13 protein-coding genes are annotated in these 12,929 nt (G+C 58.2%); 3 read left to right on the top strand and 10 right to left on the bottom strand.

The features are described 5' to 3' along the window. Window positions 1-79: 79 nt before the first annotated feature. The 5 genes from hflD to AC3WTM_RS18310 form a co-directional block, all read right to left on the bottom strand. Window positions 80-703, bottom strand: a complete 624-nt coding sequence (gene hflD / locus AC3WTM_RS18330) for a high frequency lysogenization protein HflD (RefSeq protein WP_102670541.1) — start codon at window positions 701-703, stop codon at window positions 80-82. After that, on the bottom strand, window positions 700-1,833 hold the full coding sequence (gene mnmA / locus AC3WTM_RS18325) for a tRNA 2-thiouridine(34) synthase MnmA (protein WP_102670540.1): 1,134 nt from the start codon (window positions 1,831-1,833) through the stop codon (window positions 700-702). Before mnmA ends, hflD begins: the two co-directional genes overlap by 4 nt. 59 nt (window positions 1,834-1,892) lie before the next feature. Next, the gene (locus tag AC3WTM_RS18320) at window positions 1,893-2,339 is read right to left on the bottom strand and encodes an NUDIX hydrolase (protein ID WP_102670539.1); all 447 of its coding nucleotides are present in this window, start codon (window positions 2,337-2,339) and stop codon (window positions 1,893-1,895) included. Window positions 2,340-2,554: 215 nt separating this feature from the next. Further along, entirely contained in the window at window positions 2,555-4,780 is a 2,226-nt protein-coding gene (locus AC3WTM_RS18315) for an NADP-dependent isocitrate dehydrogenase (protein ID WP_102670538.1), read from the bottom strand. A gap of 327 nt (window positions 4,781-5,107) precedes the next feature. Continuing rightward, window positions 5,108-5,275, bottom strand: a complete 168-nt coding sequence (locus AC3WTM_RS18310; RefSeq protein WP_173677924.1) for a hypothetical protein — start codon at window positions 5,273-5,275, stop codon at window positions 5,108-5,110. Between AC3WTM_RS18310 and icd the strand changes: the two genes are divergently transcribed. After that, window positions 5,274-6,530 carry an NADP-dependent isocitrate dehydrogenase gene (gene icd / locus AC3WTM_RS18305; RefSeq protein ID WP_102670536.1) on the top strand — a complete coding sequence of 419 codons (1,257 nt, stop codon included), beginning with the start codon at window positions 5,274-5,276 and terminating at the stop codon, window positions 6,528-6,530. The genes AC3WTM_RS18310 and icd overlap by 2 nt on opposite strands. Before the next feature lie 80 nt (window positions 6,531-6,610). On the opposite strand, the gene cspD is transcribed toward icd, so the two are convergent. Continuing rightward, window positions 6,611-6,877: a cold shock domain-containing protein CspD gene (cspD, locus tag AC3WTM_RS18300; protein ID WP_102670535.1), complete on the bottom strand. Its 267-nt coding sequence runs from the start codon at window positions 6,875-6,877 to the stop codon at window positions 6,611-6,613. A gap of 224 nt (window positions 6,878-7,101) precedes the next feature. On the opposite strand from cspD, the gene clpS reads away from it, so the two are divergent. Together clpS and clpA are read left to right on the top strand one after the other, a co-directional pair. Beyond that, window positions 7,102-7,464 (top strand): ATP-dependent Clp protease adapter ClpS, encoded by a 363-nt coding sequence (gene clpS / locus AC3WTM_RS18295; protein WP_033052565.1) that lies wholly within the window; start codon window positions 7,102-7,104, stop codon window positions 7,462-7,464. 30 nt (window positions 7,465-7,494) lie between these two features. Further along, window positions 7,495-9,765 (top strand): ATP-dependent Clp protease ATP-binding subunit ClpA, encoded by a 2,271-nt coding sequence (gene clpA / locus AC3WTM_RS18290; RefSeq protein ID WP_057714168.1) that lies wholly within the window; start codon window positions 7,495-7,497, stop codon window positions 9,763-9,765. Between the two features lie 359 nt (window positions 9,766-10,124). On the opposite strand, the gene infA is transcribed toward clpA, so the two are convergent. The 4 genes from infA to trxB all read right to left on the bottom strand — a co-directional run bounded on the left by infA (window position 10,125) and on the right by trxB (window position 12,922). Further along, complete coding sequence (infA, locus tag AC3WTM_RS18285) at window positions 10,125-10,343, bottom strand: translation initiation factor IF-1 (protein WP_002553999.1); 219 nt, start codon at window positions 10,341-10,343, stop codon at window positions 10,125-10,127. Between the two features lie 111 nt (window positions 10,344-10,454). After that, window positions 10,455-11,162: an arginyltransferase gene (locus tag AC3WTM_RS18280; protein WP_102670534.1), complete on the bottom strand. Its 708-nt coding sequence runs from the start codon at window positions 11,160-11,162 to the stop codon at window positions 10,455-10,457. Between the two features lie 57 nt (window positions 11,163-11,219). Further along, on the bottom strand, window positions 11,220-11,900 hold the full coding sequence (aat, locus tag AC3WTM_RS18275) for a leucyl/phenylalanyl-tRNA--protein transferase (RefSeq protein ID WP_102670533.1): 681 nt from the start codon (window positions 11,898-11,900) through the stop codon (window positions 11,220-11,222). 62 nt (window positions 11,901-11,962) lie between these two features. Further along, window positions 11,963-12,922 (bottom strand): thioredoxin-disulfide reductase, encoded by a 960-nt coding sequence (gene trxB, locus AC3WTM_RS18270; protein ID WP_102670532.1) that lies wholly within the window; start codon window positions 12,920-12,922, stop codon window positions 11,963-11,965. Window positions 12,923-12,929: the final 7 nt, after the last annotated feature.

The following is a 12,929-nucleotide window of genomic DNA, read 5'->3' as shown; positions in this document are numbered from 1 at the left end:
ACATGAAAAAATCCGCCGGTCCGTCGCCAACTGACCGGCGTATTACGCGTATTGCTGAGTTCGGTTCTGTTGATGCGGGTTATTCGTTACGCATCAAGGGGTAAAGCTCTTTGAGCAATTTGCGGCGGCTGATCACCAGTTGCCAGCGATGACCGCCCAACTGCCGCCACAGGCGTGCTGAGCGAATACCGGCCAGCAGCAGGGCGCGAATTTTCGAGGCGTTGCTCGGTTGTTGCAGGTTGCGCATGTCGCCGTGCACCTGAATGCGCTGGCGCAGTGTGCTCAGGGTGTCCTGATACAGCGCGCCGCAGGCGGCGATCACGTTTTCGTGGGCCGGGCCGAAGTGTTCGACCTGGGACTGAATCTGCGGCAGGCGTTTGCCGATCACGTCGAGCATGTCACTGCGTTTGGCCAGTTGACGCTCAAGGCCGAGCATGGCCAGGGCATAACGCAGTGGCTCGCGCTGCAGGGCACTTGGGTCGCGTTCGAGGGCGCCGATCAACGCGCGGTAGCCTTCGCGCAGGTTGATGTCGTCGCCGCCATAGACTTCCAGCGTGTCCTTGGGGTCGCGGATCAGCAGGCTGCCGAGCATGCAGCTCAGGCCGGCTTCATTGGTCTGGCCGGTCTTGGCGATCCTGTCCACCAGCACCGCGGCGAGAAACACCCCGCCCAGTGCCGTCAGTTGCTCCTGAATCGGGTTCATAGGGCCTGGCCCTTGCTCGTCCACGGCTCGGCTACTTCAATCACGCCGCCGCCGAGGCAGATTTCACCGTCATAGAACACCACGGACTGGCCCGGAGTGACTGCGCGTTGCGGATCATCGAAAGTCGCGCGATAACCGGTGGCGGTTTTTTCCAGGGTGCAGGGCTGGTCGCTCTGGCGATAACGCACCTTGGCGGTCAGTTTGCGCGGCTCGGTCAAATCGATCGGGTTGACCCAATAGATGTCCGAGGCGAGCAGGGCACGGGAGAACAAGTAAGGGTGATCATTGCCCTGGCCAACGATCAGTTCGTTGTGTTCCAGGTCTTTGATCAGCACATACCACGGTTCGTCGCCGGCGTCTTTCAGGCCGCCGATGCCCAGTCCCTGACGCTGGCCGATGGTGTGGTACATCAGGCCGTGGTGACGGCCGATGACTTCGCCTTCGGTGGTCTTGATCTCGCCTGGCTGGGCCGGCAGGTATTGCTTGAGGAAGTCGCTGAAGCGGCGTTCGCCGATAAAGCAGATCCCGGTGGAATCCTTTTTCTTCGCGGTCGCCAGCTCGTACTTCTCGGCAATGGCGCGCACTTGCGGTTTTTCCAGCTCGCCGACCGGGAACAGGGTCTTGGCGATCTGTTTGCCACCGACGGCGTGCAGGAAGTAGCTCTGGTCCTTGTTCGGGTCCAGGCCCTTGAGCAGTTCGGTGCGACCATCGATGTCGCGACGACGCACGTAGTGGCCGGTGGCGATCAGGTCGGCGCCAAGCATCATGGCGTAGTCGAGGAACGCCTTGAACTTGATTTCGCGGTTGCACAGGATGTCCGGGTTCGGCGTGCGTCCGGCCTTGTATTCGGCCAGGAAATGCTCGAACACGTTGTCCCAGTACTCGGTGGCGAAGTTGGCGGTGTGCAGCTTGATGCCAATCTTGTCGCACACGGCTTGGGCGTCCGCCAGGTCATCCATGGCGGTGCAGTATTCCGTTCCATCGTCTTCTTCCCAGTTCTTCATGAACAGGCCTTCCACCTCATAACCCTGCTCGATCAGCAGGAGGGCGGAAACGGAAGAGTCCACGCCGCCGGACATGCCGACAATGACGCGCTTCTTTTGTGTGTCAGAAGGGGCTGGATCACGCATAGGGATTCAATGAGTGTCTTGAAAAAGGACGCGATTCTAGCAGGCTCAGGCTCGCAAGGCTAAAGAGAAGGACGGATCAATTCGAGGCCGAAGTGTTGGCCTGCCAGATAGTCGTCGATGCAGCGGATGATCAGCTCGCTGCGCCAGTTGTCGCGCTGCTCGATTAATTCCTCACGGGTCAACCACTTGGCGCCGACGATGCCGTCATCCAGTTGATAATCCGCGTGGTGTTTCAGTGGTTTGGCGATGAAGCAGACCCGCTGGTAGGTCACGCCATTGCTCGGGGCGGTGTAGAGGTAAATGCCCAGTACGCTGGTCGGTTCGACGTCCCAGCCGGTTTCCTCGAGGGTTTCGCGCACGGCGGCTTCGGTCAGGGTTTCGTTCGGATCCAGATGGCCGGCGGGCTGGTTTAGCACCGTTCGTCCGTGTTTGAGTTCTTCGACCATCAGGAAGCGGCCGTTGTCTTCGATGATGGTGGCGACGGTGATGTGGGGTTGCCAGTCCATAAAACTTCCTCAGTTTTGAATGTTGAAACACTATCCCTGTGGGAGCGAGCTTGCTCGCGATGGCGGCGAGTCAGTCACCAGAGGTGTTGGATGATATACCGCTATCGCGAGCAAGCTCGCTCCCACAGGGGTTGTGTGTTTATTCGGTATTGTGTGAGGTTCGGAAAGCACAAACCCCGGCACTTGGCCGGGGTTTGTGATGTTCCCTTACAACCTTAAACCAGCGCAGCGACAGCCGCGTTGAAGGTTGCGCTTGGGCGCATGGCCTTGCTGATCAGCTCGGCGTCGGCGTGGTAGTAACCGCCAATATCCACCGGCTTGCCCTGAACGGCGTTGAGTTCGGCAACGATGGTCGCCTCGTTCTCGGTCAGGGTCTTGGCCAGGGTCGCGAACTGCGCTTGCAGTGCAGTGTCTTCGGTCTGGGCAGCCAGGGCTTGAGCCCAGTACAGCGCCAGGTAGAAGTGGCTGCCGCGGTTGTCGATGTTGCCGACTTTGCGCGATGGCGACTTGTTGTTGTCCAGGAACTGGCCAGTGGCCTGGTCCAGGGTCTTGGCCAGAACCAGCGCCTTGGGGTTGTTGTAGGTCACGCCCAGGTGTTCCAGGGACGCGGCCAGGGCCAGGAATTCACCCAGCGAATCCCAGCGCAGGAAGTTTTCTTCCAGCAGTTGCTGAACGTGCTTCGGAGCCGAACCGCCGGCGCCGGTTTCGAAGAGGCCACCGCCGTTCATCAGCGGCACGATCGACAGCATCTTGGCGCTGGTGCCCAGTTCCATGATCGGGAACAGGTCGGTCAGGTAGTCGCGCAGTACGTTGCCCGTTACCGAGATGGTGTCTTTGCCTGCGCGGGTGCGCTGCAGGGTGTACTTCATCGCGTCGACCGGGGCCATGATCTGGATGTCCAGGCCGGCAGTGTCGTGATCCTTCAGGTAAGCCTGAACTTTCTCGATCACTACGCCGTCGTGGGCGCGCATCGGGTCCAGCCAGAAGATCGCCGGGGTGCTGCTGGCGCGAGCACGATTGACGGCCAGTTTGACCCAGTCCTGGATCGGCGCGTCTTTGGTCTGGCACATGCGGAAGATGTCGCCGGCTTCAACAGCCTGTTCCATCAGCAGGTTGCCCTTGCTGTCGGTGACGCGAACAACGCCGTCAGCCTTGATCTGGAAAGTCTTGTCGTGAGAGCCGTACTCTTCGGCTTTCTTGGCCATCAGGCCAACGTTCGGCACGCTGCCCATGGTGGTCGGATCGAACGCACCGTTGGCTTTGCAATCTTCGATTACAGCCTGGTAAATGGTGGCGTAGCAACGGTCCGGGATCACGGCTTTGGTGTCGTGCAACTGGCCGTCGGTGCCCCACATCTTGCCGGAGTCACGGATCATGGCCGGCATCGAGGCGTCGACGATCACGTCGCTCGGCACGTGCAGGTTGGTGATGCCTTTGTCGGAGTTGACCATCGCCAGGGAAGGGCGAACGGCGTAGACCGCCTGGATGTCAGCTTCGATCTGCGCTTGCTGCTCGGCAGGCAATGCCTTGATACGAGCGTACAGGTCGCCGATGCCGTTGTTCAGGTTGAAGCCGATCTGTGCCAGCACGTCAGCGTGCTTGGCCAGTGCGTCTTTATAGAACTCGGCAACGATCTGGCCGAACATGATCGGGTCGGAGACCTTCATCATGGTGGCTTTCAAGTGAACCGACAGCAGCACGCCTTGTGCCTTGGCGTCTTCGATTTCAGCCGCGATGAAGTTGCGCAGGGCGTTTTTGCTCAGTACCGCGCAATCGAGGATCTCACCGGCTTGTACGCTGGTCTTTTCTTTCAGGACGGTAGCGGTACCGTCTTGGGCGATCAGCTCGATTTTCACGGTGTCAGCGGCGTCGATCAGGGCGGCTTTTTCGCTGCCGTAGAAATCGCCGTTGCTCATGTGCGCGATGTGGGACTTGGAGTCCTTGGCCCAGGCGCCCATTTTGTGCGGGTGCTTGCGTGCGTAGTTCTTGACCGACAACGGCGCGCGGCGGTCGGAGTTGCCTTCGCGCAGGACCGGGTTCACGGCGCTGCCCTTGATCTTGTCGTAACGCGCCTTGGCTTCCTTGTCGGCGTCGCAGGTCACGGTTTCCGGGTAGTCCGGCAGTGCGTAGCCCTGGGCCTGCAGCTCTTTGATCGCGGCTTGCAGTTGCGGAACCGAGGCACTGATGTTCGGCAATTTGATGATGTTGGCTTCAGGCGTAACGGCCAGGGCGCCCAGTTCGGCGAGGTGGTCGGCTACGGCTTTGTCACCCAGTTGCTCGGGGAAGCTGGCCAGGATGCGCCCTGCAAGAGAGATATCGCGGGTTTCAACGGCGATATCAGCCGAGGCGGTGAACGCCTCTACGATAGGCAACAGTGAATAGGTGGCGAGGGCAGGAGCTTCGTCGGTGAAGGTATAGATGATCTTCGAGCGGGTGGGCATATTCGGATTAACTCTCTCTTCTTTGCTAAAGCGTGCGCAGAAACTCGAGGGCGCCGGGTAAGCGCGTTCGTTCAAAGTCATCCATGAGCCGAATATCGAGGTTTCGTTGCTGTGATGTTGGGTGCATCAGTAGGGCGTCAAGTAGCCGGACTGCGATAACAGGCCGGACTGCCAGGCGGAAAGTCTCATCGTAGAGCACTTCAGCCGTCGTGACCCTGTGGTCAGCGGGCGGCATTATACATAGGTAGCTGGCAATCTGCCGATGGTTCATATGCAACGAATGTCGTCCATTGGTCTAAAGGTCGCAGGGGCGAGCAGGGCGTATGGTCATTCGTCGTGCTTGAGTTTGGCGCTTTTCCCTTTGATTTCAGGCTTGTAGCGCGCGAGTTGCAAGGCTTTGCGCCAGATCGATGGAACATAGGGTTTGCGCGCCGATTCAACTGGGTTACGCTCGAACCAAGCCAGATGTTCAATCCAATCAATGGAGTTCAGCATGGGTTACAAGAAGATTCAGGTTCCAGCCGTCGGCGACAAAATCACCGTCAATGCAGACCATTCTCTCAATGTTCCTAATAACCCGATCATCCCCTTCATCGAAGGTGACGGCATTGGTGTCGACATCAGCCCGGTCATGATCAAGGTTGTCGATGCTGCTGTTAAGAAGGCCTACGGTGGCGAGCGCAAGATTTCCTGGATGGAAGTGTACGCCGGGGAGAAAGCGACTCAGGTTTACGATCAGGACACCTGGCTGCCTCAGGAAACCCTGGATGCGGTCAAGGATTACGTGGTTTCCATCAAGGGCCCGCTGACCACTCCGGTCGGTGGTGGCATCCGTTCCCTGAACGTGGCCCTGCGTCAGCAGCTCGACCTGTACGTCTGCCTGCGCCCGGTGCGCTGGTTTGAAGGCGTGCCTAGCCCGGTCAAGAAGCCAGGCGATGTCGACATGACCATCTTCCGCGAGAACTCCGAAGACATCTATGCGGGCATCGAGTGGAAGGCCGGTACGCCGGAAGCCACCAAGGTCATCAAGTTCCTGAAAGAAGAAATGGGCGTTACCAAGATCCGTTTTGACGAGAACTGCGGTATCGGCGTCAAGCCGGTGTCCCTGCAAGGCACCAAGCGTCTGGCGCGCAAGGCCCTGCAATATGTGGTCGACAACGATCGCGATTCGCTGACCATCGTGCACAAAGGCAACATCATGAAGTTCACCGAAGGTGCCTTCAAGGAATGGGCCTACGAAGTGGCAGCTGAAGAGTTCGGCGCGACCCTGCTCGACGGTGGTCCGTGGATGCAGTTCAAGAACCCGAAATCCGGCAAGAACGTTGTCGTCAAGGATGCCATCGCCGACGCCATGCTCCAGCAGATCCTGCTGCGCCCGGCCGAGTACGATGTGATCGCAACCCTGAACCTGAACGGCGACTACCTCTCCGACGCTCTGGCGGCGGAAGTGGGTGGTATCGGTATTGCACCCGGCGCCAACCTGTCCGACACCGTGGCCATGTTCGAAGCCACCCACGGTACGGCACCGAAGTACGCAGGCAAGGACCAGGTCAATCCGGGTTCGTTGATCCTGTCGGCTGAAATGATGCTGCGCCACATGGGCTGGACCGAAGCGGCCGACCTGATCATCAAGGGCACCAACGGCGCGATTTCCGCCAAGACCGTGACCTATGACTTCGAGCGTCTGATGGAAGGCGCGAAACTGGTGTCGTCTTCCGGCTTCGGTGATGCGCTGATCTCGCACATGTAAGAAAACGCAGGCACACAAAAATCGCCTGATTCAAGTAGATGAGTCAGGCGGTTTTTTTATGGCGCAATGACGGTGCGGACTTACACTGTAGCGGTCTGTTGCTGGGCGGATGGCGCCGCTTGTGAAGCGTCCACCGGGTTGCCGATGTTGACCGCGTGTAAGCCTTTGGGGCCCTGGATGATGTCGAATGCGACAGCTTGCCCGGCTTTCAGGGTTTTATAACCTTCCATCTGGATGGCGGAGTAGTGGGCAAACAGGTCTTCTGTCTTGCCGTCCTCAATGATGAAACCGTAACCCTTGGCATTGTTGAACCATTTGACCTTGCCGCTGACCTTGCCGCCTGACATACCCAACTCCCTCTGCAACAGACTCCATCACTGGAGTATCATCCAGTACATCCGCAGTCGAATCTGTAAATAAGATTGACTCCGCGGACCTTTTTTACCCACTGTGGGCTCTATTGGTTGTAACACCGTTTTGCCGATAGTCAAGCTGACCAGGCAGTCGGAGTTGAAAACGCTGATAGCCGCCCCCACCACTGTATTTGAACCACTGACGAACCTTTCTTTCCATGCATGCAATCAGCCAGATTCGACTAACATTCAATCAGGATCACCCTGATTTACACGACGACGATTCCACAGGCATTGCTGTTCAGGAGGCAAAGCCTGCACTACAGGCGCCGCCGATGTACAAGGTGGTTTTGTTCAATGATGACTACACACCGATGGATTTCGTCGTCGAAGTGCTCGAGGTGTTTTTTAACCTGAATCGCGAGCTGGCGACCAAGGTCATGCTGGCCGTCCACACGGAAGGACGGGCAGTATGTGGAGTGTTTACCCGCGACATCGCCGAGACCAAGGCCATGCAGGTCAACCAGTACGCCAGGGAAAGCCAGCATCCGCTACTCTGTGAAATCGAGAAGGACGGTTAATCGCCGACCACTTGGGTATGAGGTGAAGCTATGTTAAACCGCGAGCTCGAAGTCACCCTCAATCTTGCCTTCAAGGAAGCTCGTTCGAAGCGTCATGAGTTCATGACCGTCGAGCACCTCTTGCTGGCCCTATTGGACAATGAGGCTGCCGCCACCGTTCTGCGTGCGTGCGGCGCAAACCTCGACAAACTCAAGCATGACCTGCAGGAGTTCATCGACTCCACCACGCCATTGATCCCTGTTCATGACGAGGATCGTGAAACCCAGCCAACCCTGGGCTTCCAGCGTGTACTGCAACGTGCTGTGTTTCACGTACAGAGCTCGGGCAAGCGCGAAGTGACTGGCGCCAACGTGCTGGTCGCGATCTTCAGTGAGCAAGAGAGTCAGGCAGTGTTCCTGCTGAAACAGCAGAGCGTTGCCCGTATAGATGTCGTCAACTACATCGCCCATGGCATTTCCAAAGTGCCGGGGCATGGCGATCACTCTGAAGGTGAGCAAGATATGCAGGACGACGAGGGCGGTGAGTCTTCTTCCTCAGGCAATCCTCTGGATGCTTATGCCAGCAACCTCAACGAACTCGCGCGCCAGGGTCGCATCGATCCGCTGGTGGGGCGTGAGCTGGAAGTCGAGCGCGTTGCGCAGATCCTGGCGCGTCGGCGCAAAAACAATCCGCTGCTGGTGGGCGAGGCGGGCGTGGGTAAAACCGCGATTGCCGAAGGTCTGGCCAAGCGCATTGTCGACGACCAGGTGCCGGACCTGTTGGCCAATAGCGTGGTTTACTCTCTTGATCTCGGCGCGTTGCTGGCCGGGACCAAATACCGTGGCGATTTCGAGAAACGCTTCAAGGCGTTGCTCAATGAGCTGAAAAAACGTCCGCAGGCGATCCTGTTCATCGACGAGATCCACACCATCATTGGTGCGGGTGCCGCGTCCGGTGGCGTCATGGATGCCTCGAACCTGCTCAAGCCGCTGCTGTCCTCGGGTGATATCCGTTGCATTGGATCAACCACCTTCCAGGAATTCCGCGGCATTTTCGAGAAGGACCGTGCCTTGGCCCGGCGCTTCCAGAAGGTCGATGTGTCGGAGCCTTCGGTGGAAGATACCATTGGCATTCTGCGCGGCCTGAAGGGACGTTTCGAAAGCCATCACAATATCGAATACAGTGATGAGGCCCTGCGCGCCGCTGCCGAACTGGCCTCGCGTTACATCAACGACCGTCATATGCCGGACAAGGCCATTGATGTCATCGACGAAGCGGGTGCTTATCAGCGCCTGCAACCGGTCGAGAAGCGTGTGAAGCGCATCGAAGTGCCGCAAGTCGAGGACATTGTCGCGAAAATCGCGCGCATTCCGCCAAAACACGTCACCAGTTCCGACAAGGAGCTGCTGCGTAACCTCGAACGTGACCTGAAGCTGACCGTGTTCGGTCAGGACGCCGCGATCGATTCGTTGGCAACCGCGATCAAGTTGTCCCGTGCCGGCCTCAAGTCCCCTGACAAGCCTGTCGGTTCGTTCCTGTTCGCAGGGCCTACCGGTGTCGGTAAAACCGAAGCGGCGCGTCAGTTGGCCAAGGCCTTGGGTGTCGAGCTGATTCGTTTCGACATGTCCGAGTACATGGAGCGTCACACCGTATCGCGTCTGATCGGTGCGCCTCCTGGTTATGTCGGGTTCGATCAGGGCGGTCTGCTCACCGAAGCGATTACCAAGCAGCCACACTGCGTGTTGTTGCTCGATGAAATCGAGAAGGCGCATCCGGAAGTCTTCAACCTGCTGTTGCAGGTCATGGACCACGGTACGTTGACCGATAACAACGGGCGCAAAGCGGATTTCCGTAACGTGATCGTCATCATGACGACCAACGCCGGTGCCGAGACTGCAGCCCGCGCTTCGATCGGTTTCACCTATCAGGATCACTCATCTGATGCGATGGAAGTGATCAAGAAGAGCTTCACGCCGGAATTCCGCAACCGTCTGGACACCATCATCCAGTTTGGTCGCCTCAGTCATGAGGTTATCAAGAGCGTGGTGGACAAGTTCCTTACCGAGCTTCAGGCGCAACTGGAAGACAAGCGAGTGTTGCTGGAAGTCACCGATGCGGCCCGTAACTGGCTGGCCGAAGGTGGTTATGACGCGGCGATGGGGGCTCGCCCAATGGCTCGCCTGATCCAGGACAAGATCAAGCGTCCGCTGGCGGAGGAGATTCTCTTTGGCGAACTGGCCGAGCATGGCGGTGTGGTACACATCGACATCAAGGACGGGGAACTGACCTTCGAGTTCGAGACCACGGCCGAGATGGCCTGACGTTCAAAGCAAAACAAAAAGGCGCCGAAAGGCGCCTTTTTGCTGTCTGTTGATCGGCATATCCGCTGTCTGTAGGAGCGAGCCTGCTCGCGATGGTCGTTAACGATGACGCGGGAAGTCTGGTTTCACGTGGCGCCCTCGGGTTTTTCGCGAGCAGGCTCGCTCCTACAGGGGGGGGAGGTAAATTACAGACAAACAAAAACGCCCGGCATATGCCGGGCGTTTTGTATTGACTTGCTTGGCGAGTGAGCCCTATCTCTGTAGGAGCGAGCTAGCTCGCGATGTTCGTCAATGATGATGCGGGGACTCTGACTTGACGCGGTGCCCTCAGGTTTTTCGCGAGCAAGCTCGCTCCTACCTTATCGAGCGCGGTAAGTAATGCGCCCTTTGCTCAAGTCATAAGGAGTCAGCTCTACGCGCACTTTGTCGCCGGTAAGAATACGGATGTAGTTCTTGCGCATCTTGCCGGAGATGTGCGCGGTTACGACGTGCCCATTTTCCAACTCCACACGAAACATGGTGTTGGGCAGGGTGTCGACGACAGTGCCTTCCATTTCGAAGCTGTCTTCTTTCGACATGCAGTAAAGCCCTCGGTGTCCAATGAATGGCCCGGTGCAACTGCGCCAGGCAAAAGCGGCGTGCATTGTGCCCGAAAAATGGGGTTTAAGCCAAGGGGTTTAGGGTCTGCTCTAGTTTAGAACCACCCAGCGCTGATTAATCAGCAACTCAATAGGGCGATATTGAGTCTTGTAGTTCATTTTTTTGCAGTTTTTGATCCAGTAGCCGAGGTAGACCGCATCCAGCCCCAGCCGCCTGGCTTCGGCGATTTGCCACAGGATCGCATAGCGCCCAAGGCTGCGGCGCTCTTCGGCGGGTTCGTAGAAGGTGTAGACCGCCGAAAGACCGTTCGGCAGTAAATCGGTGACGGCGACGGCCAGCAGCCGGCCATTCAGGCGAAATTCATAAAATCTTGAAAACGGCAGGTCTCGCACCAGGAATGTCGAAAATTGGTCGCGACTCGGCGGGTACATGTCGCCATCGGCGTGCCGCTGTTCGATATAGCGCTGGTAAAGGTCGAAGTATTCTTCGTTGAAGCCGGGCTTGGCTGGACGTACCTGCAAATCCACGTTGCGCTTGAAAATGCGTTTTTGTTGCCGGTTGGGCGTGAACTGTCCCACGGGAATGCGCGCCGGAACGCAAGCATTGCAGTTCTGGCAATGCGGCCGATAGAGATGATCGCCACTGCGACGAAACCCCATCTCCGACAGGTCTGCATAGACATGCACATCCATGGGCTGGCTAGGATCGAGGAACAGGGTTGTGGCCTGCTCCTCCGGCAGATAACTGCAAGAGTGCGGCTGAGTGGCATAGAACTTCAATCGCGCCAACTCGGTCATGATCAACCCTCGGGATAATGCTTTTGAATAAGTGTAAGCCACCTGCGCAAAAGTCGCTCAGCAAACCCAGCTAGCGCGATTGGGCTGGTCCAGATGCCTGGCCAGATAATTGGCAAACTCATGGCGGGGTATCGCGCGGGCTCCGAGACTGTGCAGGTGATCGGTGGGCATCTGGCAATCGATCAGTACAAAACCCGAGTCTTTCAGATGCCGCACCAGTGTGGCAAAGCCGAATTTCGAGGCGTTGTCCGCGAGGCTGAACATGGACTCTCCGAAAAACAGCTGGCCCATCGCCAGGCCGTAGAGCCCGCCCACCAGTTCGTCTGCGTCCCACACTTCCACCGAGTGCGCGTGACCGCGCCTGTGCAATTCGATGTAGGCGTCCTGCATGGCCTCGGTGATCCAGGTGCCGTCGGCGTAATCCCGGGGCGCGGCACAGGCGCGGATGACGGCGGCGAAGTCCTGGTCAAAGGTCACTTGATAGCGTTGCTGGCGTAGCAGTTTGTTCAGGCTGCGCGAGACGTGCAATTCGTCGGGAAACAGCACGGTACGCGGATCCGGAGACCACCAGAGGATTGGCTGGCCCTCGGAAAACCAGGGGAAGCAGCCGTGGCGATAAGCCGAGATCAGCCGATCGGCGGACAGATCGCCACCGGCAGCCAGCAGCCCGTTGGGGTCACGCATGGCCTTTTCCAGTGGGGGGAAATGCAAGGTATTGCGTTGTAACCAAGTCAGCATGGCATCCGGGCTTGCAGAAGGGGAGGGCAGTGGCGGGTGTTGGCCCGCCATAAAGTTTGCCTTCAAACGGTTGGAATGTCGTCCAGGTATTTTTCAGCGTCCAGCGCCGCCATGCAACCGGCACCGGCAGATGTAACGGCCTGGCGATAAACGTGGTCGGCCACGTCACCGGCGGCAAACACACCTGCAATCGCCGTAGCGGTGGCATCGCCTTCGCTGCCACTCTTGACCAGCAGATACCCGTTGCGCATTTCCAGTTGGCCTGTGAACAAGTCGGTGTTGGGTTTATGGCCGATGGCGATAAACACCCCGGCCAGCGACAGCTCCCGGGTTTCACCCGTGTGACTGTCCCGCAGGCGGGCACCGGTCACGCCGCTGGCATCGCCGAGCACTTCGTCCAGGTTTTGGTTCCAGTGCAGGCGGACATTGCCGTTGGCGGCTCTTTCGAAGAGTTTGTCCTGGAGGATTTTCTCCGCGCGCAGTTTGTCGCGCCGATGGACCAGGTGCACTTCTTTGGCGATGTTCGACAGGTACAAGGCTTCCTCGACCGCTGTGTTGCCTCCGCCGACCACAGCAACCACTTGATTGCGATAGAAAAATCCATCACAGGTCGCGCACGCCGAAACTCCTTTGCCGGCGAACGCTTCTTCCGACGGCAGGCCCAGGTATTGCGCGGAGGCACCGGTGGCAATGATCAAGGCGTCGCAGGTGTAGGTGCCGCCGTCACCGATCAGCTCGAACGGTCGTTGTTGCAACTTGGCGGTATGGATGTGGTCGTAAACGATCTCGGTGGCAAAGCGTTCGGCGTGTTTTTGCATGCGATCCATCAGCACCGGTCCGGTCAGGCCTTCAACGTCGCCTGGCCAGTTATCCACTTCGACGGTGGTGGTGAGCTGGCCACCTGCCTGGATGCCGGTAATGACGACCGGCTTGAGGTTGGCGCGGGCGGCATAAACTGCCGCGCTGTAACCGGCAGGGCCGGAGCCCAGGATAATCAGGCGGGAATGCTTCGCTTCGCTCATAAAAAAC

The organism is Pseudomonas sp. EU05-FHT14B02, from assembly GCF_058791055.1.
This window is presented reverse-complemented; position numbering and strand designations above follow the sequence as displayed.